We start from the raw sequence: 22,377 nt of genomic DNA, 5'->3' as shown, positions 1-22,377 counted from the left end.
AGCGAGTGTAACCCCACCCACACCCGTTAGCGGAAGTCTCGTTCCGCGTTTTCTGTCAATTGATCAAACCTGGGGCTCAGACAGATCTCGGACGGGCCCTGTAGAACTCGCGTGCGCGCCTTCCGAGACGCCTGGTGGCGACGTCCGAGAACACCACACCGAGCGGGATGTTGAGCACCGGGATGCCGCGCAGGACGACACGCCGGGCCACCCGGGCACCGACGAGCTGCGCCATCGACCTGGTGGCCTGGACGGTCTTCCTCGCCGCCCACTGGGAGGCGGCACGGACGCCGAACCGGCTGCCGGCGGCGCCCGCCGCGCTGCCGCCGCCGTCGAAGAGCAGATCCACGCCGGCCAGCCTGAGGAACTCGTTGATCCGGGCCGGATCCTCCAGATTGTGTCCGTACGCGGCGGCGATGTGCATCACCAGGCGCTGCTCGATCCACGCCAGCGCGATCAGGTCCCCCAGGATCGCCGTCCCGGCCGCGGCCACGACCGCACCCGGACCGCCGATGACGGCCGGCACCTCGGCGACCGCGATCATCGCGCCGCCGCCGGCACCCTGCAGGCGAGCGATCCAGCGGTGCTTGCGGACCAGCTCGTCGACGTACGCCTCGGTGTCGAAGCCGGGCTCGGCCCGGTCCTCGGCCACCTTCCTGGCGATCTCCGGACCCTGGGTCGCGACCAGGTGGCCGACCAGCACCTGCGGTGCCGCCGCTCCTGCCATGATCAGTTCCTTGACCGGGAACTTCGGCTTCTTGATCATCTGCCCTCCGCGTCGCTCGGCGGCCGTGCCACCGTCTGATGGCCCGAACCTATCCGAGCTCGGACCGGCGACGGCTCTGCGACTCAGTCGATCAGGTACTGATCCGCCCAGGCCGAGATGATCCGGGCGGCGCGCTGTGCCTGACCCCTCTTCGTGAGGAGGTGGTCGGAGGCCTCCAGCGCCACGAAGGACCGCGGGTGGCGGGCGGTGTTGAAGATGTCGGAGGCGTTCTCGATGCCGACGGTGGTGTCGGTCGGGCTGTGCATGACCAGGAGCGGCTTCTTGAGCTGCATGATCTTCTGGCGCAGGTCGGCGCGGCGTACGTCATGGACGAAGTGCTTGCGCAGGGTCAGCGACTTGCCGCCGGCCATCCACGGCGCCTGGCCGTCCTCGAATACGCGGGAGAGCACGGCGTCGTAGTTGTGCTCGACGTGCGCAGGCTGGAACGGGGCGCCGACGGTGGCCACGGCGTCGACGCCGACGGCCTCGTTGGCCGCGGCCAGGACCGCCGCGCCACCGAAGGAGTGGCCGACGAGCAGCTCGGCCGGGGTGCCGCGATCGGCCATGAAACGGGCGGCCTCGACGGTGTCGGCGACCTTGTGGGTGAAGGATCCGTCGCCCCAGTCGCCCTCGGAGTCGCCGAGCCCGAGGTTGTCGAAGCGCAGCATCCCGACGCCCTCGGAAGCGAGCTGCTTGCAGATCCGCGCGGCGGCCGGAGAGTCCTTCCCGAGGGTGAAGCCATGACTGAACACACCCCAGCCACGCACCTCACCCTCGGGCAGGTCGATCAGACCGGCCAGCATGGGTCCGGACGTACTCTTGAAGGTCACCTTCTCAGCCACGCCCAGGATTCTCTCAGAATCCGGCGCGACTGCTCGGGTCTGCTCAGCGCTCGACGTAGAACAGGCGCTTGTTGAGGAACTCGTCGATCCCGAGCGGGCCGAGCTCGCGGCCGAAGCCGGAGCGCTTGGTGCCGCCGAAGGGGACATCGGCGCCCTCGCCGGCCGGCGTGTTGACGTTGGCCATGCCGACCTCGAGCTGCTGGGCGACAGCGATCGCGCGGGCCTCGTCGGTCGAGAAGACGGCGCCACCGAGGCCGTACTCCACCGCGTTGGCCAGCTCGACGGCCTCCTCGTCGGTGCTCACCTTGTAGACGACGGCGACCGGGCCGAAGAGCTCCTCGGTGTAGGCGCGCATCTCCGGGGTGACGCCGGTCAGGACCGCGGGCGCGAAGAAGGCGTCGGGGCCGTCGGAGATCTCGCCGCCGGCGTGGAGCGTGGCGCCCTTGGAGACCGCATCCTCGATCTGGTCGCGCAGCGCCTCGGCGGCCTTGCGGGCCACCAGCGGGGAGTAGGCGGTGTCGTCGCCGTCCTCGCCATCGAGCGGCTTCATCGCGGCGGCGCGCTTGGTGAGCGCCGCGACGAAGTCGTCGTAGACGCCCTCGTTCACGATCATCCGCTTGTTGCCGTTGCACACCTGGCCGACGTTCTCCATCCGGGTCGCCCAGGCGGTCTCGGCGGCCTCGTCGATGTCGTCGGAGTCGAGGATGATGTAGGGGTCGGAGCCGCCGAGCTCGAGGACGACCTTCTTCAGGTGGCGGCCGGCGGCCTCGGCGACGGCCGTGCCGGCGCGCTCGGAGCCGGTCAGGGAGACCGCGCGGACCCGCGGGTCGGCGATCATCGTGGCGATCTGCTCGTGGGTGGCGTAGAGGTTCTGGTAGACGCCTTCGGGAAGACCGGCGTCCTCGAAGATCTTCGCGATCGCGGCCGAGGAGCGCGGGCAGTTCTCGGCGTGCTTGAGGATGACGGTGTTGCCGGCGACCAGGTTGGGCGCGGCGAAGCGTGCGACCTGGTAGTAGGGGTAGTTCCACGGCATGACACCGAGGACCGGGCCGAGGGGCAGGCGCTGGATGACCGCCTTGCCCTCGTGGCCGGGCAGGTCGGTCTCCGCGAGCAGCTCGGGGCCGTGGTCGGCGTAGTAGGCGGTGATCTCACCGGAGAACTCGGCCTCGCCGGCGCCCGAGGAGGCCTTCTTGCCCATCTCGGTGCGGATGATCTTCCCGAGCTCAGCGGCACGCTCGGTGAAGAGGTCCGCGGCGCGCTTCACGATCGCGGAACGCTCCTCGATCGGGGTCGAGCGCCAGGCTGCGTACGCCTTCTTGGACCGCTCCAGCGCCTCCTCCACCTCGGCGTCGGTGGCGAACGGGAAGGTCTCGATCACCTCGCCCGTTGCGGGGTCGGTCACCTGGTAGGGAGGCGTGGTGCTCATCGTCATCCTCTTCGATCGGGGGCTGCTTTGGTGCGATGGTACGTGGTTTTGGAGTGCTTTTGATGACGGAACCGTTACTCTTTACCGGTTTTCGCAACTGAATCCGAAGTTAGGACACGTTCTAGAATGTCCGCATGGATCTCGCATTCTTCCGGCGCACCGATGATGGTTTCGAGCCTACGCCGATGGCTCGCAGCATGTGGGCCGAGGACCACATGCACGGAGTGGCCGCCAGCGGCCTGATCGCTCGCGGTCTCGAAGACCAGATCGAGGAGCTCGGACGTGCCTCGGAACTGGTGCCCTCGCGCTACCACGTGGACCTGTTCCGACCGCCGCGGATGGTGCCGACGCGGATCCGCACGAGGGTCGTACGCAACGGCCCGCGCATCGCGCTGCTCGACGCCGAGATGGTCCAGACCTCCGGTGACGGCGAGGAGCGGGTCGTGGCCCGCGCGACCTGCACCTACCTGCTCGCCGGCGAGAACCCGGCCGGGGACGTCTGGTCGGCGACCGACCGCGCCACTCCACCGCCGCTCGAGGTCGCGCCGCCGACCTCCGAGCCGCACGTACCTTTCTTCGTCTCCGAGAACCCCTGGTCTGACGACTTCGGCAAGCACCAGAACGCCGGGCGCCACGTCACCTGGCAGGTCGCCGTACCCACCGTCGCCGGCGAGCCGATGACCCCGTTCCAGACCGTGGCCTCGATCGCCGACGCCACCTCGATGGTCACCAACTGGGGCAGCAACGGCGTCGAGTGGATCAACACCGACATCTCGCTCGCCCTCGCCCGGCGACCGGCCGGGATGGAGGTCGGCCTCGCCACCATCGACCACGTCGCTCGCGAGGGCATCGCCGTCGGCACCGCCGAGGTCTTCGACCGCGAGGGCACCATCGGCACCGCCACCGTCACCGCCCTCGCCAACGCCAAGCGCACCGTCGACTTCACCGCCCCCGGCGAGGGCGGCCCCGCCACTCCCGTCTAGCCGAGGCGTCACCCCCGTCGGCCGAAGCGTCGCTCGCGTCGGCCGAGATGTCATCGTGGTGACGTCTCGGCCGACGTACCTGACGTCTCGGCCGACGTACCTGACCTCTCGGCCGACGTACCTGACGTCTCGGCCGACGTACCTGACCTCTCGGCCGACGTACCTGACGTCTCGGCCGACGCTTGTGCCTTCTCGGCTAGGGCGAGGTTCTGGTCGACGAGGGCGGCCATGAGGGCTCGCTGGCGGGTCGGGGTGAGGCCGAAGCCGGAGGGCGTGAGGTCGGGGGTGGCCAGGGACTCGTCGATGCCGTGGAGGCGGGCGGTCGCGTGGTTGACGTCGGCGATGGCCTGCCGGAGGGCGGTGGTCGCGGGATCGTGGGTGTGGGGGTCGCCGGCGAGGTTGAGTACGCCGGTGATGCCGATCCTCCGCTCGTCGCCGACTCGGTCCAGTGCGGCCAGGAGTGCGACGCCGGCCGGGCGGAGCGGCCCGAGGTCCGCGGGGAACGGGTAGGTGGCGCGCAGGCGCGAGGGGTTGTAGCGGTAGGCGGTGTTGAGCATGGTGCCGCCGGCGCGTACCGCCCAGACCCGGTGGAGGTCGGAGGCCAGGAAGGCGTACGCAGCCGCATCCTGTGTCGGATAGACGACCAGTCCGTTGGAGAAGACGTGATCGGCACCGACCAGCACCGGCCACAGGTGTTTGCTGTGCTTGCTGAAGGCGATGACGTGCGAGAGCCCGGCGGCGTCGCGGTAGAGCTCGTCGACGGGGCTGAGGAAGCCCCACCAGCGCTCCTTGAGCTGGGGGTACTTCACGAACTGGCGGCGGCGCTCGGCGCGAACCTTCGACCGCACCAGGCGCGCGAGCGCGCGGTCCTCGGCGAGCTCCTCGAGACCCAGCTTGCCGACGTCGAGCACGAAGCGGGACGCGGTCGAGCCGCACGGCGTCACCAGGTCCTCGCCGCTCAGATAGGGCCGTACGTTGTGCCCGAGCGGACCGCGTCCGAGCGCCTCCGCCTCGGCCGGCGTCAGGACGAGCGTGCGTCCGAGCACGATGGTGCCCTGATAGCCGTGCGGTAGCGGTACGTCGAGATCCAGCCGCGCCGGCTCCGGGAGCGAGAAGCCGTCCTCGAGCGTCCCGGTGATCGCCGGGACCGAGCGCCCGTCGAGCCACGCGCTGTCGAGCGGCCGGGTGGTGAGCCAGATCTTCGCGAACCGCACGCCTGCCGTCGGCCACGGCGCCGAACGCTCCGCCCGGGCGACCTGCCAGCCGCGGTCCAGGAGCGTGCCGAGACCGAAGCGCGCGGTGTCTCCCTCGCTGATCGAGTCGGTCGTGATCAGCCCGATCTCGCCGCGGCTGAGGGCAGCGGCCCGGAGCAGGAAGTAGATGACGTAGTCGGCCCGCCTCGTCGTGCCCGCGGCGAGCGTGTGCGCGAGGTAGTCGCGCAGCTCCTGGCCGATCGCGTCCCGCACCCGCTTCACCCCGAGGTAGGGCGGGTTGCCGACCACCGCGTCGAAGCCGCCGCGGGCCATCACCTCGGGCGCGGCCAGCGCCCAGTGGATAGGCCGGACGGCGGGAACGGGCAGGCGGCGGCAGCGACCCAAAGCTGCGTACGCCTCCTCCAGCCGTCTCCCGGGCCGACCGCCCAAGGGCAGCGCGACCGCGACCATGGCATCGGCGTACGCCTTCGGGTCACCCACGCCGGTAGGCAGCTCGCCCGCGTCGACGAGCCCGACCAGCGAGTTTCCGCACAGGATCCGGTCGTCGAGGAAGGTCAGCGGGAGCGAGGGGTCCTCGCAGAGCAGCCAGAGGGACAGCTTGGCGATGTCGACCGCGACCGGGTCGATGTCGGCGCCGTAGAGACAGCGAGTGACGATCTCGGCCACCGGCTGCTGGCACGACGACGCCAGATAGCGGGCGGAGGCGAGGAGGAAGACGCCGGTCCCGGCGGCGATGTCGACCACGGCTGCATTGGCGGAGGCGACCGGTGCCAGAGCGTGGGCGACGACCTCGTCGGCGAGCTCGGGCGGGGTGTAGTGGGCGCCGTTGTCGCGCCGCGAGGAAACCTCGAGCAGCGTCTCGTAGACGTAACCGATCTCCTCCAGAACCAGATCATCGGGCACGGCCCCATCCGGGAACAGATAGTTCGACAACAGATGATCTGGCTGCGGACCGTCCGCGACGCACGACAGCAGCCCCGCAGCGTCCAAGGCCGCATCGGTGACCACCAGACCCCGCGCCTGCGCGAACCCCGCCACGACGCAACGCATCACCGTCGCCACCGCCGAGGGACCACCACCCAGCTCGGCAACCGCCGACCGCGCTCGAGTGCGCAGTGCCCGGGGGGTGATCACAGGATGAACCATAGAACGCCCGCAGGTTCGGGGAGACGAACCGATGGTGAAGAGTGACGCGCCGGGGTGCCCCCGTTCACCACAACGTCACACCGTGCGTACAGAATCCGGCGCATGTCAATCGACTCGGAGCGGCTCGGGCCCCTCCTTCACATCCGGCCCGGCACGGCACCCCGCGTGGCGATCATCTCCGCGAGCTACGGCGCGGGCCACAACTCGGCCTCCCGGGAGATCTCACGAGCGCTCGGGGAGGCCGGATGCGACGTCGAGATCTTCGACTTCGTCGACCTGATGCCCTGGCGGCTCGGGCACGGACTGAAGGTCGGCTACAAGATGCAGCTCCAGGTCAGCCCTGACTCGTGGGGCACCACGATGAGTCTGGTCATGCCCGGACGCCCGCTCCACAAGCCGTTCAACCAGGTCCTCCGTCTCTCCACGCGCAAGCTCACCGAAGCCATGTGCGGCGCTGATCTGGTCATCTCGACCCACCCGTTCTGCTCCCAGGTCATCGGCCACCTGCGCAGCAGCGGACAGCTCGCCGTGCCCGCGGTCACCTACCTCACCGACGCCGCGGTCCCGGCGCTGTGGATCAACCCCGGCATGGACCTCAACCTCGCCATCCACGAGGTCGCCGCGCGCGAGGCGCGCATGCTCGGCGGCAACGCGGCCGTGGTCCAGCCGCTGGTGCCGCCGGGTGCGGCGTACGTCCCGGGGCAGGTCTTCCCCGACCCCCTCGCGGACCTCGGGCTGGAAGGCCCGCGGGCGCTGGTCACCGGCGGCTCGCTGGGCGCCGGCGCGCTCGAGCAGACCGCCCGCGACATCCTCGAGCACAGCGACATGACCCCGGTGGTCCTCTGTGCGACCGACCCCTGCCTCAAGCGCCGCCTGGAGCGGATCCCGGGTGTCGTGGCGCTCGGCTGGCGCACCGACGTACGTGCCCTGATGGCGACCAGCGACTGCGTCGTCCAGAACGCCGGCGGCTTCACCTCGCTCGAGGCCCTGGCCTCAGGCACCCCGGTGATCACCTACCGCTCGATCTCCGGCCACGGCGCCGCCAACTCGGCCAACCTGGACCGCGCCGGGCTGATCCCGTGGGCCCGCGACGAGCTCGAGCTCGCCAAGCACCTGGAAGTCGCCGCCCAGTCGCCGCGGTTCAATCGGCTCGCGCTGGGCGTCCCCGACATCGTCCAGCTCCTCACCGACAGCTACGACGAAACCGCCGTGGCCTAGAGCGTCGGCAACCCGAAGAGCCGCGCGGCGTTCTCGTAGAGCACCCCGCGCGTCCACTCGTCACCGAGCCCGAGGCCCAAGACCCCGTCGACCGCCTCCAGATAGGGATAGGGGATGTTCGGGAAGTCGCTCCCGAACGTCACCCGCTCCCCCAACGCCTTCAGCCGCGGCAGCTCCTCGGCCGGGAAGGGCGTCGACGCCTCGGTGAAGGCGGTGAAGGCCATGGTCGTGTCCAGGTGCACCCCGTCGTACTTCTCCACCAGGTCTAGGAACCGCGAGTAGTCCGGCAGCCCCATGTGAGCGACGATCAGCACCAGATCCGGGTAGCGTCCGAGCAAGGCCTCCATGCCGGTCGGCCCGGTGAACCGACCCGGAGCGGGGCCGTGCCCGGAGTGGATCACCAGCGGCGTACGCGACTGCGAGAGCACCTCCCAGACCGGGTCGAGCAGCGGCGAGTTGGGGTCGTAGTCGCCGACCTGGACGTGCGCCTTGAAGATCCGCGCACCTGCCTCGACGGCCTCGCGCACATAGTCGCCCGCACCCGGCTCCGGGTAGAACGTCGCCGACTGCAGGCAGTCCGGCTTGTCCGCCGCGAACTCCGCACCCCACTGGTTCAGCCACGCCGCCATGCCCGGCTTGTGCGGATAGGTGAGCGCGGAGAAGTGACGTACGCCGAGGTCCCGCAGCACCTGGAGCCGCTCCTCCTCGGAGTGCCGATAGGCGATCGGCCACTGCTGCCCGGTCAGTGGCCCGACCGCGTCGAAGTAGGCCCACACCTTGTCGAGCATCCGCTCGGGCAGGAAGTGGGTGTGTACGTCGAAGATGCCGTCCAGGCCCAGCGCATCGAGCCGCGCGCGGAGCTGCGCGGGCTCGTCGGGGGCGATGGTGACCGTAGGAGGGTTCACGACGGCCGAATTTACCCCGCGGTGGCAGAGCCAGAGGCCACGGGCGCAGCGAACGTCTCCGCGATCGCCCGAGCCCTCCCTGGCACCTCGTCGGCGGTCAGCCCCCAGGTCCCCTCGGCGAAGCGACGGGCGAGCTTCGCGAGCGAGTCGGCACCCTCGTTGAGCGCCTCGCCGACGTGGCCGCGTACCCACTCGAACGAGAGCCGGTCGGCCTCGCGGCACAGGTCGTCGTGCATCCGGGTCAGCCCGGCGAGCTCGGCGCGATGCTGGGTGTCATAGCCCTTCGGCATCGACAGCTCACCTCGGAGCCAGTCCTCGATCATCGCCAGCGCGACCCGGGAGTCGGTCCGGATGGTCAACGTGCGGCGGGGCAGCGCCCGCACCGCCTCCGCGATCGCCTGAAGCTCGGCCAGGACCACCAACGAATGCGGGTCGCGGATCCGGGCGTTGGGCACCTGCCGGCCGAAGCCGTGCTGGCCGTCTCCGGCGAGCCATCCCCAGCCGATGAACCCGCGGTGCGCCGAGCCGTCGGTCGCCACCACCAGCGGCGGCAGCGGGCCGGCCCGATGGATCGCCAGCGCCTCCACCGCCTCCGAGCGGATGTCTGCGTCCTCGTCGGTGAACGGCACCACGGTGACCCCGGGATAGGCGTCCGCGATCTCGTCGGTCAGCATCCAGAACCGCGAGTTGGACGGCAGCGCGACCACGACCTGCACCGGCGCGAGCGTCTCCAGCGAGTCGTGCGCCGCCCCGACCGCCGCGATGATCGCGTCCTCGGTCCCGCGGGCACCCAGCGATCCCGCCGCGTGCAGCCGCGGACCGGCCAGAACCCAATCCCATTTCTCGGCGTCGCTGCGCTCCTTGACGACGATGAAGCAACGCATTGCTGACCTCCTGACCCGCCCGAACAAGTCGATCTCGACGTTACCGGGCGGCCCCTGAGAACGAGACCGCGGCGTCAGGATCCGGACACTGGCGGTCAGACGAGCCCGAGCTCCCGGGCGCGTACGCCGGCCTGGAACCTGGACGAGGCGCCGAGCGCCTCCATGAGCTCGGCGACCCGGCGCCGGTAGGTGCGTACGCCGAGCCCGAGGGTGCGCGCCGCGGCCTCGTCCTTCACACCCCGGCCGAGCAGGTCGAGCACCTGCGGCGCGATGTCGCGCAGCTCGGCGATCCGGGCGTCGTAGGCGTCCACCGTCGTCGCCGAGCGCCAGGCCGCGTCGAAGAGCGAGGTGACGCCCTGGACCACCTCGGGCTGGGTGACGATGCTGAAGCTGCGCTCGCCCAGGCGCGGGTCGCCGGCGAGGATCGCGATCCGGCGGTCGATCAGGATCGTCTCGTTGATCTCGTCGGGAGTGATCCGGATCTGGGCGCCGCGGACGTCGCGGATCTCGCGCAGATGGGCGGCGGAGACCGGGTCGAGCAGGACGTTGGGCCGGTAGACCTTCCGCAGCCGCACCTCTGCGCCGTCGCGACCGCACAGCGCGGCCCTGATGCCGGACTCGGTTCGCGCGGCCGACCAGGTGCGCAGGTCGATCGCCGCACAGGCGATGTCGGTGGCGGCCGCGAACAGGTGCGAGGTGCCTCGCACCAACTCCTCCTCGCCGCGTACGACGGCGACGGTCCCGCCCGTCCGGATCGTCCCCACCGTGTTGGTCACGGCATCGATTCTCCCCCGCTCGCCAAGGCGCAGGCGGCGATCGGCAACAACCTGCCAAGGGCGTGAGTACGCGGCAGCGGGTCGCGACGCTGGAGAGCATGACCACGAACCACATCACCGCCGGGACTGCCGGCACCTGGCAGCTCGGCGACAAGCGGATCAACCGCATCGGCTTCGGCGCGATGCGCCTGATCGGCAACCTGTCCACCCCGATCGCCCCCGACCGCGACAACGCGATCACCGTGCTCCGCCGCGCCGTCGAGCTCGGCGTGAACCACATCGACACCGCGGCGATCTACTTCACCCCGACGCGCTCGGCCAACGAGCTGATCGCGACCGCCCTCCAGCCGTACGCCGATGACCTGGTGATCGCGACCAAGGTCGGTCCCACCCCACGCAGCCGCGACGGCGCCTGGGAGTCCGACCCCCGACCCGAGCACCTGCGCCACCAGGTCGAGGAGAACATCCGCCAGCTCGGCCTCGACCACCTCGACCTGGTGAACCTGCGCTGGGGAGTGGGGCGCGAGCGCGGCCCCGGGTCGATCGCCGACCACTTCGGCGCCCTGCTCGACCTGCGCGAGGCGGGACTGGTCGAGCACGTCGGCCTCTCCAACATCTTCCCCGAGCAGCTCACCGAGGCGCTCGCGATCGGGCCGGTGGCCTGCGTACAGAACCAGTACGGCCTCACCACCCGCCGCGAGGACGACGCCCTGCTACGGCTGTGCGGCGAGCACGGGGTCGCGTTCGTGCCCTTCAACTCCGTCGGCGCGGCCATCGCCGGCGCGGTCCCCGGAACATCCCCCGACGAGACCGGTCGCGACATCGTCGAGGCCATCGCCGAGGAGCACTCCGCGACCCCCTCCCAGGTACGCCTCGCCTGGACCCTCCACCAGGGCCCGCACGTGCTCGCCATCCCCGGCACCGCCGACCTCTCCCACCTCGAGGAGAACATCGCCGCCGGCGCCCTCCGGCTCACCGACGAGGAGGTGAGCCGCCTGGACGCCGTCGCCGCGCCGGTGGCGCGCTGACCGACGCAAGCCCGCAAGAGGTAGTCCGGGACGTTCCATCCCATCTACCCGTGAGTAACGGACCGGATCGTCCCGGACTATCTGCGGCGCGCGGCAGCACTCACTCCTGCGCGGCGTAGAGCCCGTCGATGACGTCGGCGTACTTCTTGCTCACCACGCGCCGCTTGAGCTTCAAGGTCGGGGTGAGCTCCTCGGACTCGGCGGTCCACTCCTGGCCGAGCAGCTCGAAGGCCTTGACCTGCTCGGGGCGGGAGAGGCGGGCATTGGCGGCGTCGACGGCCTTGGCCACGGCGCCCCGGATGACCGGGTGCTGGGCCAGCTCGGCGAGCGAGCCGGCCTCGACGCCGAGCTTCTGAGCGACCACGGGAGCGATCTCGCCGTCGAGGGTGAGGACCGCGACGACGTACGAGCGGCCGTCACCGACCACCATCGCGTGGCCGACGAGCGGGCTCTCCTTGAGGAGGTTCTCAATGTTGGAGGGCGCGATGTTCTTGCCCGCGGAGTTGATGATCATCTCCTTCTTGCGGTCGACGACGGTGAGGAAGCCGTCCTCGTCGAGCGAGCCGATGTCGCCGGTGTGCAGCCAGCCCTCGGAGTCGAAGAGCGCGGCGGTGGCATCGGGGCGGTTCACGTAACCCGGGGTCATGATCGGGCCACGGAACAGGATCTCGCCGTCATCGGCGATGCGCAGCTCGATCCCGGGCTGGGCGCGGCCGACGGTGCCGAGCCGGAAGGCCTCCGGCCCGTTGCCGGTGGCCGCGCCGGTGGTCTCGGTCATCCCGTAGACGTCGTAGATCTTCAGCCCCAGGCCGGCGAAGAACTTCGCCACCTCGAGCGGCATCGGTGCGGCCGCGCTCGCGGCCCACTCGACCTTGTCGAGACCGAGCAGCGCGCGCATGGTCGACAGGACGGCCGCGTCGACCTGTTCGAACTGCGCCTGCAGCTCAGGTGAGGTGGTCTGCCCGAACTGCTGCGACTCGACGTAGGCCAGCCCGACCGCCATCGCCTTCTCGACGCCGGCCTTCTTGGTCTCGTCGGTCTCGGCGGCGAGCAGCGCGGTGACTCCGGTGCGGATCTTCTCCCACACCCGCGGCACCCCGAAGAAGCTGGTCGGGTGCACCTCCTGGAGGGTGCCGAGCAGCAGGGCGGGGTCCTGGACCAGGTAGACGTGGCCGCCGTTGAACTGCGGGATGTAGAGGCTGAGCACCCGCTCGGCGATGTGCGCGAACGGCAGGTAGGAGACGAGCACCCCCGGCTCCTCCACGCCGGAGACCGTCAGCGAGCTAGTCGTCTCGAAGACGATGTTGCGGTGGGTCAGCACCACGCCCTTCGGCTGCCCGGTCGTGCCCGAGGTGTAGAGCATCGTGACAGTGTCATCCGGGGTCACTGCGGCGCTGCGTGCGTCCAGCTCCTCGCCGACCTCGCCCAGCGCCGCCGCGCCGGAGGCCACGAAGTCGTCCCAGGCGACCGCGCGCGGATCGTCCTCCACGGCGGTGTCGATGGTGACGACGCGTACGACCTCCTCGCGCTTGAGCCCGAGCGCCCAGCGGGCGACGTGGTCGTCGGTCTCGAGTACCACGATCCGCGGGTCGGCGTGCTCGGCGACGTAGCCCACCTGGTCGGGTGCGAGGGTGTTGTAGATGCTGATCGGGACACCGCCGGCGAGCACCGTGGCCATGTCGGCGACGACGTGCTCGATGCGGTTGGCGGCCATGATCGCGACCGACTCCCCCGGCTTGAGACCGGCCGCGATGTAGGCGGCGGCGAGCTCGCGGGCGCGCTGATGCAGCTCGCCCCATGTCAGCGTGCGCCAGCCCGTGCCGTCGGCGGTGTGCCGGTCGGAGAAGGCCGGCTCGGGGCCGCGTTCGGCGACGACCTTGGCGAGTACGTCGACCATGGTCTGGTCGCCGATCTGGGACTCGATGGCGGCGCGGTCGGCGAGGACGTCGGGCATCGGGGCGCTCCTTCTATGGGTTGTGACTCGGGTCACAATCGGGGTGCCTCGACCGTAGGGACGAGTTGGCCCGGAAACAAGAGCCCGTCCGCGCTATTTGGAAATCCACCCCACTGGAGCGTTTTCCATCCAGCGGAAGAGCGCTCTGGCGGCGGCTGCCCGAACAGGGGTTGACTCACCCCATGGCAGAAGAACGTACGCAGGTTGTGATCGTCGGCGCCGGCCCCGCAGGGATGCTGCTGAGCCATCTCCTCGCCGCCGACGGGGTCGACTCGGTCGTGGTGGAGACCCGGTCGGAGGAGTACGTCGCGGCCCGGATCCGCGCCGGGATCCTGGAGCAGTCCAGCGTCGATCTGCTCACCGAGGTCGGTCTCGGCGACCGGCTGGCTCGCGACGCCGACAAGCATCGCGGGATCTACCTGCAGTGGCCCGAGGAGCGCCACCACCTCGACTTCGTCGACCTGGTCGGTCGAGCTGTCTACGTCTACGGGCAGACCGAGGTGCAGAAGGACCTGATCGACGTCCGCAAGGCCGCCGGGCAGATCATCCACTACGAGGTCAGCGACACCGCGCTGCACGACATCGAGTCCGACCGGCCCTCAGTCACCTTCACCGACGCCGCCGGGCTCCCCCAGCGGATCCGGGCGGATGTCATCGTCGGCTGCGACGGCTCCTTCGGCCCCAGCCGCGCCGCGATCCCGGCCCGGGAGAGCTGGGACCGCACCTACCCGTACAGCTGGTTCGGCATCCTCGCCGACGTCGCACCCTCGACCGACGAGCTGATCTACGCCTGGCACCCAGAGGGCTTCGCGCTGCACTCGATGCGCTCGGAGAGCGTCTCGCGGTTCTACCTCCAGGTGCCCAACGGCACCGACCCGGCGACCTGGTCCGACGACCAGATCTGGGATGCGCTCGCCGCCCGGCTCGGCCACGGCCAGAACGGCTGGAGCCTGCAGCCGGGCCGGATCACCGACCGCAGCGTCCTGCCGATGCGCTCGCACGTCTCGACGCCGATGCGCCACGGCCGGCTCTTCCTGGCCGGCGACGCCGCCCACATCGTCCCGCCTACCGGCGCCAAGGGGCTCAACCTCGCGGTCGCGGACGTGGCGCTCCTGGCGCCCGCGCTCACCGCGCTGCTCAAGGGCGACCCCCGCCTGGCCGACGACTACTCCGAGACGGCGCTGCGCCGCGTCTGGCGCTGCACCCACTTCTCCTGGGGGATGACCACGATGCTGCACACCGCTGAGGACCCGTTCGACACCCAGCTCCAGCTCTCCCAACTGCGCTGGGTGACCTCCAGCGAGCACGCCGCCGCCGGGCTCGCGGAGAACTACGCCGGTCTGCCGATCGGCTTCTGAGTGGTCCGCGGGGCCCGCCTGGTCAGCCGGTGACCAGATAGCTCACGACCTGAAGCGCCCGGTCCTTGGCGCGACTCAGGTCGTGGTGATGGCGACCTTGCCGCGTACGTCGCCGGAGTCGAGGAGACGCATGGCCTCCGGGACGCCGTCGAGCGGGAAGGTGTGGCCGAGGCTCGGGACGACGGTGCCGGCCTCGAAGAAACCGGCAAGCCGCTCCAGGTCGCTGGCGCGCTCCTTGGAGATGCACATGGCGAACCGCTGACCGATGAACGGCGTGAGCAGCAGCGCCCGGAGGGATCGGTTCATGCCTCCGGTGAGGTCGCCGCCGTGCTCGCCACCGACCAGCACCGCAGTGCCGGTCGGGGTCAGCGCTCGCCGCAGCCGGGACAGGCCGGGGTTGCCGGCGATGTCGAGGATCAGGTCGTAGCGGCTGGTGCCGTCGGCGAAGTCGGCCTGGGTGTAGTCGATGACATGGTCGGCGCCGAGCGAGCGGACCAGGTCCAGCTTCTCCGTGCCGGCGACGCCGGTGACCTCGGCGCCGAGGGCCTTCGCGACCTGGACGGCATAGCTGCCGACACCGCCGGACGCGCCGATGACCAGCACCGACTGGCCGGCTTCGAGGTGACCCTGATCCGTCAGGGCCTGCAGCGCGGTGCCGGCCGAGATCGGCACCACCGCGGCCTGCTCGAAGGAGAGCCGGGTCGGCTTGTGGGCGAGCTTGGCCTCCGGCGCGACAGCGTGCTCGGCGAAGGTGCCCCGGCCGATGCCGTAGACCTCGTCGCCGATCGCGAACTTCGTGACCGCGGACCCGACCGCCTCGACCACGCCCGCCAGGTCGCGACCCGGCACCCGGTCCTTGGGCCCCTTGAAACCCATTCCGGCGATCCGCATCAGGTACGGCTTGCCCGTCATCAGGTGCCAGGTGCCGCGGTCGAGCCCGGCGGCGTGGACGCGTACGAGAACCTCGCTGTCCGCGACCTCGGGAACCTCGATGCTCCCGAGGTGGAGGTCACCGGCATCGCCGTACCTGGTCTGGACGATCGCGCGCATCTTGGTGGACGTGGCGTTGTGCTCGGTGACCATGTTCAGCTGCTTTCAGAGGGGGTGTCCGCAAGCTAGGGGCCGAGCGGGCAACGACAGATGGCGGCGACGGTTGCTCACCGGGATTGGGTAGGGATCGCCCGAGGATGTGAGCAGCGGCTCTTGCTCGATCAGCCGCAGTCGTGTTTAGGTAAGCCTTACCTAAACAGGAGGTGCCATGGATTCGACCGCCAGCATTGCCCGCAGCATCCTGTCATGCCCCCGTGGCGGCAGCGTGGTGATCGACGGGATCCCCTACTCGATGGAGGAGCTGGAGATGCAGGGCTTCGCCGACGACGGCGGGCGCCCGACGTTCCTGTGCCCTCCCGAGCAGCGGATGGCGTACGCCGGGCGTCGCGGCAGCCATGTCGTGCTGGTCCTCCAAGGCATGCTCGGCAACGGCGAGGCGGTTCGCCTTACCGGCGCGCTGCGGTGGCTGCGTACGGATGCCTGCACGTGCTGCGAGACGGAGTGGGAGGAGGTGGTCATGGACGTCTCCAACGTCATGCTGGTCCGCCGCACGGGCGAGGCGGTCCCGATCCCCCTCAACGCATTCACCGACCGCGACCTCGACCTCAACGACGGTGTGCTCCACCGCAACCAGGACCACCTCAACAACCATCACGGCAACGAGCTGCGCGAGGCGGTCGCGACCCGTTCCTACATCCCGGTCGACACCATCCTGGCCGCCCAGATCACCGGGCTCAGCGCCGAAGGCTTCGAGTTCCAGTGGGTGGACGAGGGCGGGGCGCACAGCGCGCGCACCACGTTCGACCGCCCGGCCAGGACGCCGGATGACCTCGTCGCCGGCGTCCGGAAGGCCCTCGCCGCCGAGATCTGCTGAGCGGAACACACGCACCCAACCTGTTTCCTGGTACACAAATCCCATGTACCTTGGTGACGTATCAACGTCGTGCAAGGAGGCTCGGATGGTTGTGCAGACACTTCGCTCGATCGGTGGCTACGTGGGTGCCGTCGCCGGCACCCCGGTCCGGATGATCGCGCCGACCAGGCCCGTGCCCCGCAGGGAGTACGACGAGACGCTGCGTACGTTGTCCGAGGCGTCGGTCGAGATGTACTTCAACGCGTTCAAGGACGTCGACTGGGACGCCCCCGAGATGGCCCTGCCCGAGGACGACGAGCGCTGGATCCTGCCCACGATCGACCTGCTCGGCGCCCACCCGTGGTACCAGTCGCTGCCCAAGGCACGGCAGATCGAGGTCGGCAGGCACCGCCTCACCGCAATCGTGAAGACCGGCTCCCAGTTCGAGCAGCTGCTCCTCCTCGGCGGCACCCAGTTCCTGATGGGCGTCGACAACGGCGACCCCGAGTTCCGCTACTTCATGCACGAGCTCACCGAGGAGACCCACCACATCCAGATGTTCCAGGAGTTCACCAACCGGGTCTGCCCCGACGTCGCGGGCGCACCGGGATGGCTGATGCGCTCCATTCCGCTCGTGGGACACCTCGGCGGGCTCTACCCCGCCCTCTTCTTCGCCATCATCCTGGCCGGCGAGGAGCCGATCGACCACGTGCAGAAGGAGGCGATGCGCGCCGGCGGGACCCATCCGCTCCTGGACCAGATCATGGCCATCCACATCGCCGAGGAGGCCCGCCACATCGGCTTCGCGCACGCCTGGCTCGAGGAGCACGCCCCCTCGCTCAACCCGGTCTCGCGCCTGGCCCTCGGCCTCCTCACCCCGCTCGCGATGCGTCTGGGCTCCGACGCGATCATCATCCCCTCGCGCGCCGACCGGGAGCTCATGGGCCTGCCCGACTCGGTCGCTCGCGAGGTCTGGGGCACCGGGCCCGAGGCCGCCGCGTTCCGCCGTCATCTCTTCGCCGACGTCCGGATGCTCTTCGACAACCTCGGGCTGCGTACGCCGCTGACGCGGTGGTCCTGGAAGGTGCTCGGCGTGGATGGACGGCCGGCGCGTTTCCGCGCCGAGCCGCCCAGCGCAGCGGCCTAGGCCCAGGCCTCAGGCCGGGACCGGCAGCGATCGGCTGATGATCTCCTTCATGATCTCGGTCGTGCCGGCGTAGATCTGCTGGACGCGCAGGTCCGTGAAGGCGCGGGCGATGGGGTACTCCTCCATGTAGCCGTAGCCGCCGTGCATCTGCACGCACTTGTCGACGACCTTCATGGCCCGCTCCGAGCACCAGTACTTCGCCATCGCGACCGTCGAAATGTCGAGCTCGCCCTTGATATGCAGTTCGATGCACTCGTCGATGAACGAGCGGGCCACGCGGGCCTCGGTGGCGACCTCGGCCATCGTGAACTTGGTGTTCTGGAAGCCGAAGACCGGGCGGCCGAAGGCCGTGCGGGAGTGGACGTAGGCGATCGTCTCCGCGTAGGCGAACTCCATCGCCGCGACGCAGCCGAGCGCGACGATCAGGCGCTCCTGCGGCAGCTGCAGCATCAGCTGGACGAACCCCTCGCCCTCCTGGCTGCCGAGCAGGTTGGTCGCGGGGATGCGTACGTCGTCGAAGAAGAGCTCACAGGTGTCCTGACCCTTCATGCCGATCTTGTTCAGCACCCGGCCACGCCGGAAGCCCGGGGTGTCGGTGGGGACGATGACCAGGGAGATCCCGGCGCCCTTCTCCTCCGGGTTGGTCTTCACCGCGACCAGCACCATGTCGGCCTGGAGGCCGTTGGTGATGAACGTCTTGGCGCCGTTGACCACGTAGTCGTCGCCGTCGCGGATCGCCTTCGTCGTGATCGACTGCAGGTCCGATCCGGTGCCGGGCTCGGTCATCGCGACGGCGGCGACGACCTCCCCGCTGGCCATCTTGGGCAGCCACTCCTGCTTCTGCTCCTCGGTGCCGTACGCCACCAGGTAGTGCGCCACGATCCCGCTGTGCAGCGGGGCACCCCACGAGGAGTCGCCGACGCGGGCCTGCTCCTCGATCACCACGGCCTCGTGGGCGAAGGTGCCGCCACCGCCGCCGTACTCCTCGGGCACGGAGAGGCAGAGCAGGCCGACCTCGCCGGCCTTGCGCCACAGATCGCGGTCGACCTGCTTGTTGGCGATGAACGACTCGATGTTGGGCTTGATCTCCTTCTCGCAGAAGGTGCGGGCGAGGTCGCGCAGGTCCTCGAGGTCCTGGTCCATCCAGGGAGAGCGGCGGGTCACGGGCATTCCTTCCGGTCGGCACCCACAAGTACGTGGGACACGATGTGCTGGATACAGGTTGTATCACCGTACCGGAACCGGATACAAGGTGTATCAGCGCTACGGTGAACACGTGGTGGACGTTGCGAAGTGGGTCGACTCGACAGTGCGGCGCCGCTCGGCGAAAGAGGCCCTCGAGGACGACTCACGACGCTCACGCGTGGTGCTCGCGGCGGTCGAGGCGATCGAGGAGGCCGGCCCCACGGTCGGGATGGCACAGATCGCCGAACGAGCCGGGCTGCCGCGCCCCAACGTCTACCGGCACTTCGCCAGCAAGGACCAGCTCGACGCCGAGGTGACCCGATTCGCCGCGAACGAGCTGCTGCGCCGCGTACGTCCCAACCTGGCTCGCACCGGAACACCGCGCGAGGTGATCGGCGGGGTCATCGCGCCATGCGTCGACTGGGCCGCCGAGCATCCCAACCTCTACCGCTTCGTCGCCGCCCAGCAGCAGACCAAGGCACTGCACCGCGCCCGGATGGGGCGCACCCGGTTCCTCAACGAGCTCGTCGAGGCGATGCACGGCTACCTGAGCGAGTCCGAGCTCAACGGTGAGCCGCCCGACGGCGTCCTCGCAGGCCTGATGGGGATGGTCGACGCCAGCATCATCTGGTGGCTCGACCACGAGGACGAGACCCGCGACGAGGTGGTCGAACGGCTCACCCGGCAGGTCGCCGGGGTGCTTTTCGACCTGCTCGCCCAGCTCGGGCTCGAGATCCCCGAGGACATGGTGTTCACCCCACGGGCATGATGGTGGCGACCCTGCCCGTCAACAGACGCAGCATAGAAGCAGCAACGAGGAGCAGCGATGCCGAACACCGACAACAGGTCCGCGAACATCGGCGTGGTGGGCCTGGCCGTGATGGGGTCCAACCTGGCCCGCAACCTCGCCTCTCGCGAGGGCAACACGGTGGCGGTCTACAACCGCACCTACGCCCGCACCGATGAGCTCATCACGGAGCATCCCGAGGCCGGCTTCCTCGCCTCCGAGACAATCGACGACTTCGTCGCGACGCTGGCCAAGCCGCGTACGGCGATCATCATGGTCCAGGCCGGCAAGGGCACCGACGCGGTGATCGAGCAGCTGGCAGAGCGGTTCGAGCCGGGCGACATCATCGTCGACGGCGGCAACGCCAACTTCAACGACACCATCCGCCGCGAGCGCGAGCTGCGTGAGCGTGGCCTGAACTTCGTCGGCACCGGCATCTCCGGTGGCGAGGAGGGTGCGCTCAACGGCCCCTCGATCATGCCCGGCGGCTCGGCCGAGGCCTGGACGACGCTCGGCCCGATCCTGAAGAGCATCGCCGCGGTCGCCGAGGGCGAGCCGTGCGTGACCCATGTCGGCACCGACGGCGCCGGCCACTTCGTGAAGATGGTCCACAACGGCATCGAGTACGCCGACATGCAGCTGATCGCGGAGGCCTACGACCTCCTCCGGCGGGTCGGCGGGCTTTCGGTCGAGCAGCTCGTGGACGTCTTCAAGGACTGGAACACCGGCGACCTGGAGTCCTACCTGATCGAGATCTCCGCGGAGGTGCTCGCCCAGAAGGACGCCGAGACCGGCCAGCCGCTCGTGGACGTCATCCTCGACGAGGCCGGCTCGAAGGGCACCGGCGTCTGGACGGTGCAGAACGCGCTCGGCCTCGGCATCCCCGTCTCCGGCATCGGCGAGGCCGTCTTCGCCCGGGCGGTCTCCTCCAAGCCCGCCCAGCGCGGCGCGATGCGGGCCTCGGTCACCTCACGCCCGAAGACGCCCGAGGTCCCCGACACGTTCGTCGATGACGTACGCGCTGCCCTCTACGCCTCGAAGGTGGTCGCCTACGCACAGGGGTTCGATCTGATCGTGGCCGGGGCGAAGGAGTACGGCTGGGACATCGACCTCGGTGCGCTCGCCAAGATCTGGCGCGCCGGCTGCATCATCCGGGCCCGCTTCCTCAACCGGATCGTGGACGCCTACGCCACCAAGCCCGACCTGGAGACGCTGCTGGTCGACCCCTACTTCGCCGATGCGGTCGCGTCCGGCGAGGAGGCGTGGCGGCGCGTCGTCGGGATCGCGGTGGCCTCCGGTGTACCCGCCCCCGGGTTCTCCTCGGCGCTCGCGTACTTCGACTCGCTCGCCGCCGACCGGCTCCCGGCCGCGCTCATCCAGGGCCAGCGGGACTTCTTCGGCGCCCACACCTACAAGCGCGTCGACAAGGACGGCACCTTCCACACGCTGTGGTCCGACGACCGTTCGGAGATCCCGACGACGCCCTCCACCCACTAGCGCGCACCCGGAGATACCGAACTTGGGGCTGTCGGCGTAGCGAACGGCGGACCTAGCCTGAAGCATGGCGTTCGACGTGGCCGCAGAGAGATACGCCCGCTTCATGGGGCGCTACGCCGAACCCCTCTCTCCCCACTTCGCCGAGTTCGCCCGGGTCAGCATGGGTCAGCGTGTGCTCGACGTCGGCTGCGGCCCGGGCACGCTCACCCGTCATCTCGTGACTCTCACCGAGGCGCACCTGGTGGCCGCCATCGACCCCTCGCCGCCCTTCATCGAGGCGGTCGCGCGGCAGCTTGCCCGGGTTGACGTGCACACCGGCGTGGCCGAGGCGCTGCCCTTCGCCGACAACTGGTTCGACGCCTCCTTGGCCCAGCTCGTCGTGCACTTCATGACCGACCCGGAGGCCGGCATCAAGGAGATGATCCGGGTCACCCGGCCCGGCGGCACCGTCGCGGCGTGCGTCTGGGACGGCGACACCGGTGCCGTCGCGCCGTTCTGGGCGTGCGTGCACGAGATCGACCCGGAGGCCGAGGACGAGGCACTTCTCGCCGGCTCCCGGCTGGGTGATCTCGAGAAGCTGTTCAAGAAGGTCGGCCTGCGCAAGGTCGAGCCCAGCGGCCTGGTCGTACGCGTCACGCACCCCACGTTCGAGGACTGGTGGGACCCCTACACCTTCGGGGTCGGGCCTGCCGGCGACTACGTGCAGTCCCTCGACGACGCCGGGCGCACCGCGCTCGAGGAGGTCGCTCGGCGCCGGTTCGGCAACGGCCCGTTCACCGTGACCGCGACGGCCTGGGCGGCCCGCGGCACCGTCGCCTAGCAACACGCCGGGTACTGCCGGATTTGCATCGGACCCCTATCCTCCATATGGTTGTAAAAGTCAACCAACTTGGAGGGATGATGATCGGGCACGCGACGTACCAGGAGCTGATCCATCAGCTCAGCGAGGTCGGAGCCGTACGGAAGGGCCTCGTACGCAGGCTTCCGCCCGAGCTGTCGGCCGGCTCCGCGGGGGTGCTGACGATGCTGCGCCGGCACGGCGACATGACCATGAGCGAGCTCACCGAGTTGCTCGCCGTGGACATCTCGGTGACCAGCCGACACGTGGCGTGCGTCGCCGACCAGGGCTGGATCGAGCGCTCCCCCAACCCGGCCGACGGACGCTCCCGCATCCTCCGTCTCACCGACGCCGGGCGCGACCTGCTCGACGACGCCTCCCACCAGCTCACCGACCTGATCGCAGACCGGCTCAGCGGCTGGGACGAGAGCGACGTACATGAACTCGTACGGCTCGTCACCAAGCTCCGCGACAGCCTCGGCCACTGCGGCACCACCAGCAACTAGCCAGCACCACCAGA

The 22,377-nt window shown here is 69.8% G+C and carries 20 protein-coding genes; 10 read left to right on the top strand and 10 right to left on the bottom strand.

All coding sequences use genetic code 11. The features are described 5' to 3' along the window. Window positions 1-76: 76 nt before the first annotated feature. The 3 genes from ABTW65_RS08515 to ABTW65_RS08505 all read right to left on the bottom strand — a co-directional run bounded on the left by ABTW65_RS08515 (window position 77) and on the right by ABTW65_RS08505 (window position 3,034). Entirely contained in the window at window positions 77-766 is a 690-nt protein-coding gene (locus tag ABTW65_RS08515) for a hypothetical protein (protein WP_350659600.1), read from the bottom strand. Between the two features lie 83 nt (window positions 767-849). Next, window positions 850-1,608 carry an alpha/beta hydrolase family protein gene (locus tag ABTW65_RS08510; protein ID WP_350659599.1) on the bottom strand — a complete coding sequence of 253 codons (759 nt, stop codon included), beginning with the start codon at window positions 1,606-1,608 and terminating at the stop codon, window positions 850-852. A gap of 43 nt (window positions 1,609-1,651) precedes the next feature. Beyond that, window positions 1,652-3,034: an NAD-dependent succinate-semialdehyde dehydrogenase gene (locus ABTW65_RS08505; protein ID WP_350659598.1), complete on the bottom strand. Its 1,383-nt coding sequence runs from the start codon at window positions 3,032-3,034 to the stop codon at window positions 1,652-1,654. Between the two features lie 134 nt (window positions 3,035-3,168). Here ABTW65_RS08505 and ABTW65_RS08500 point away from each other — a divergent pair, with 134 nt between their 5' ends. Continuing rightward, window positions 3,169-4,017: an acyl-CoA thioesterase domain-containing protein gene (locus ABTW65_RS08500; protein WP_350659597.1), complete on the top strand. Its 849-nt coding sequence runs from the start codon at window positions 3,169-3,171 to the stop codon at window positions 4,015-4,017. A gap of 50 nt (window positions 4,018-4,067) precedes the next feature. Here the strand turns inward: ABTW65_RS08500 and ABTW65_RS08495 are convergent, their stop codons facing one another. Further along, window positions 4,068-6,365 (bottom strand): Eco57I restriction-modification methylase domain-containing protein, encoded by a 2,298-nt coding sequence (locus tag ABTW65_RS08495; RefSeq protein WP_350659596.1) that lies wholly within the window; start codon window positions 6,363-6,365, stop codon window positions 4,068-4,070. Between the two features lie 114 nt (window positions 6,366-6,479). Here ABTW65_RS08495 and ABTW65_RS08490 point away from each other — a divergent pair, with 114 nt between their 5' ends. Continuing rightward, a complete protein-coding gene (locus ABTW65_RS08490) occupies window positions 6,480-7,595 on the top strand; it encodes an MGDG synthase family glycosyltransferase (RefSeq protein WP_350659595.1) in 1,116 nt (371 codons plus the stop codon). On the opposite strand, the gene ABTW65_RS08485 is transcribed toward ABTW65_RS08490, so the two are convergent. From ABTW65_RS08485 to ABTW65_RS08475, 3 genes are all read right to left on the bottom strand, one after another. After that, a complete protein-coding gene (locus ABTW65_RS08485; RefSeq protein WP_350659594.1) occupies window positions 7,592-8,500 on the bottom strand; it encodes an amidohydrolase family protein in 909 nt (302 codons plus the stop codon). The genes ABTW65_RS08490 and ABTW65_RS08485 overlap by 4 nt on opposite strands. 11 nt (window positions 8,501-8,511) lie before the next feature. Beyond that, window positions 8,512-9,384: a ribonuclease HI gene (locus ABTW65_RS08480; protein ID WP_350659593.1), complete on the bottom strand. Its 873-nt coding sequence runs from the start codon at window positions 9,382-9,384 to the stop codon at window positions 8,512-8,514. A 95-nt stretch (window positions 9,385-9,479) separates the two neighbouring features. Next, window positions 9,480-10,160 (bottom strand): DNA-binding response regulator, encoded by a 681-nt coding sequence (locus ABTW65_RS08475; RefSeq protein WP_350659592.1) that lies wholly within the window; start codon window positions 10,158-10,160, stop codon window positions 9,480-9,482. A gap of 98 nt (window positions 10,161-10,258) precedes the next feature. Between ABTW65_RS08475 and ABTW65_RS08470 the strand changes: the two genes are divergently transcribed. Then, window positions 10,259-11,188 (top strand): oxidoreductase, encoded by a 930-nt coding sequence (locus ABTW65_RS08470; protein ID WP_350659591.1) that lies wholly within the window; start codon window positions 10,259-10,261, stop codon window positions 11,186-11,188. A gap of 100 nt (window positions 11,189-11,288) precedes the next feature. On the opposite strand, the gene ABTW65_RS08465 is transcribed toward ABTW65_RS08470, so the two are convergent. Then, window positions 11,289-13,142 carry an AMP-dependent synthetase/ligase gene (locus ABTW65_RS08465; RefSeq protein WP_350659590.1) on the bottom strand — a complete coding sequence of 618 codons (1,854 nt, stop codon included), beginning with the start codon at window positions 13,140-13,142 and terminating at the stop codon, window positions 11,289-11,291. Window positions 13,143-13,324: 182 nt separating this feature from the next. Here ABTW65_RS08465 and ABTW65_RS08460 point away from each other — a divergent pair, with 182 nt between their 5' ends. Next, on the top strand, window positions 13,325-14,500 hold the full coding sequence (locus ABTW65_RS08460) for a 4-hydroxybenzoate 3-monooxygenase (protein ID WP_350659589.1): 1,176 nt from the start codon (window positions 13,325-13,327) through the stop codon (window positions 14,498-14,500). Window positions 14,501-14,575: 75 nt separating this feature from the next. On the opposite strand, the gene ABTW65_RS08455 is transcribed toward ABTW65_RS08460, so the two are convergent. After that, window positions 14,576-15,583 (bottom strand): NAD(P)-dependent alcohol dehydrogenase, encoded by a 1,008-nt coding sequence (locus tag ABTW65_RS08455; protein ID WP_350659588.1) that lies wholly within the window; start codon window positions 15,581-15,583, stop codon window positions 14,576-14,578. 175 nt (window positions 15,584-15,758) lie between these two features. Between ABTW65_RS08455 and ABTW65_RS08450 the strand changes: the two genes are divergently transcribed. Next, a complete protein-coding gene (locus ABTW65_RS08450) occupies window positions 15,759-16,424 on the top strand; it encodes a DUF2470 domain-containing protein (RefSeq protein WP_350659587.1) in 666 nt (221 codons plus the stop codon). 85 nt (window positions 16,425-16,509) lie between these two features. Next, entirely contained in the window at window positions 16,510-17,550 is a 1,041-nt protein-coding gene (locus ABTW65_RS08445) for an AurF N-oxygenase family protein (RefSeq protein ID WP_350659586.1), read from the top strand. Window positions 17,551-17,559: 9 nt separating this feature from the next. On the opposite strand, the gene ABTW65_RS08440 is transcribed toward ABTW65_RS08445, so the two are convergent. Then, window positions 17,560-18,714: an acyl-CoA dehydrogenase family protein gene (locus ABTW65_RS08440; RefSeq protein WP_502890552.1), complete on the bottom strand. Its 1,155-nt coding sequence runs from the start codon at window positions 18,712-18,714 to the stop codon at window positions 17,560-17,562. A gap of 112 nt (window positions 18,715-18,826) precedes the next feature. On the opposite strand from ABTW65_RS08440, the gene ABTW65_RS08435 reads away from it, so the two are divergent. From ABTW65_RS08435 to ABTW65_RS08420, 4 genes are all read left to right on the top strand, one after another. Next, on the top strand, window positions 18,827-19,504 hold the full coding sequence (locus ABTW65_RS08435; RefSeq protein ID WP_350659583.1) for a TetR/AcrR family transcriptional regulator: 678 nt from the start codon (window positions 18,827-18,829) through the stop codon (window positions 19,502-19,504). 57 nt (window positions 19,505-19,561) lie between these two features. Beyond that, on the top strand, window positions 19,562-21,019 hold the full coding sequence (gene gnd, locus ABTW65_RS08430; RefSeq protein WP_350659580.1) for an NADP-dependent phosphogluconate dehydrogenase: 1,458 nt from the start codon (window positions 19,562-19,564) through the stop codon (window positions 21,017-21,019). 64 nt (window positions 21,020-21,083) lie between these two features. Continuing rightward, complete coding sequence (locus tag ABTW65_RS08425; RefSeq protein ID WP_350659578.1) at window positions 21,084-21,839, top strand: class I SAM-dependent methyltransferase; 756 nt, start codon at window positions 21,084-21,086, stop codon at window positions 21,837-21,839. Between the two features lie 77 nt (window positions 21,840-21,916). After that, window positions 21,917-22,363: a MarR family winged helix-turn-helix transcriptional regulator gene (locus ABTW65_RS08420; RefSeq protein WP_350659576.1), complete on the top strand. Its 447-nt coding sequence runs from the start codon at window positions 21,917-21,919 to the stop codon at window positions 22,361-22,363. Window positions 22,364-22,377 lie beyond the last annotated feature (14 nt).

This window comes from Nocardioides sp. NPDC127503 (assembly GCF_040302165.1).
In the GTDB taxonomy this organism is placed as follows: domain Bacteria; phylum Actinomycetota; class Actinomycetes; order Propionibacteriales; family Nocardioidaceae; genus Nocardioides.
Note: the sequence above shows the minus strand (reverse complement) of the source record. Positions and strands in the feature narration are given on the sequence as shown.

What these genes read in the sequence shown, in the direction of transcription:
- ABTW65_RS08500 (WP_350659597.1), top strand. Translation starts at nt 3,169, where the DNA reads ATGGATCTCGCATTCTTCCGGCGCACCGATGATGGTTTCGAGCCTACG.
- ABTW65_RS08465 (WP_350659590.1), bottom strand. Translation starts at nt 13,142, where the DNA reads ATGCCCGACGTCCTCGCCGACCGCGCCGCCATCGAGTCCCAGATCGGC.
- ABTW65_RS08490 (WP_350659595.1), top strand. Translation starts at nt 6,480, where the DNA reads ATGTCAATCGACTCGGAGCGGCTCGGGCCCCTCCTTCACATCCGGCCC.
- ABTW65_RS08420 (WP_350659576.1), top strand. Translation starts at nt 21,917, where the DNA reads ATGATGATCGGGCACGCGACGTACCAGGAGCTGATCCATCAGCTCAGC.
- gnd (WP_350659580.1), top strand. Translation starts at nt 19,562, where the DNA reads ATGCCGAACACCGACAACAGGTCCGCGAACATCGGCGTGGTGGGCCTG.
- ABTW65_RS08445 (WP_350659586.1), top strand. Translation starts at nt 16,510, where the DNA reads ATGGTTGTGCAGACACTTCGCTCGATCGGTGGCTACGTGGGTGCCGTC.
- ABTW65_RS08505 (WP_350659598.1), bottom strand. Translation starts at nt 3,034, where the DNA reads ATGAGCACCACGCCTCCCTACCAGGTGACCGACCCCGCAACGGGCGAG.
- ABTW65_RS08470 (WP_350659591.1), top strand. Translation starts at nt 10,259, where the DNA reads ATGACCACGAACCACATCACCGCCGGGACTGCCGGCACCTGGCAGCTC.
- ABTW65_RS08480 (WP_350659593.1), bottom strand. Translation starts at nt 9,384, where the DNA reads ATGCGTTGCTTCATCGTCGTCAAGGAGCGCAGCGACGCCGAGAAATGG.
- ABTW65_RS08460 (WP_350659589.1), top strand. Translation starts at nt 13,325, where the DNA reads ATGGCAGAAGAACGTACGCAGGTTGTGATCGTCGGCGCCGGCCCCGCA.
- ABTW65_RS08515 (WP_350659600.1), bottom strand. Translation starts at nt 766, where the DNA reads ATGATCAAGAAGCCGAAGTTCCCGGTCAAGGAACTGATCATGGCAGGA.
- ABTW65_RS08455 (WP_350659588.1), bottom strand. Translation starts at nt 15,583, where the DNA reads ATGGTCACCGAGCACAACGCCACGTCCACCAAGATGCGCGCGATCGTC.
- ABTW65_RS08425 (WP_350659578.1), top strand. Translation starts at nt 21,084, where the DNA reads ATGGCGTTCGACGTGGCCGCAGAGAGATACGCCCGCTTCATGGGGCGC.
- ABTW65_RS08450 (WP_350659587.1), top strand. Translation starts at nt 15,759, where the DNA reads ATGGATTCGACCGCCAGCATTGCCCGCAGCATCCTGTCATGCCCCCGT.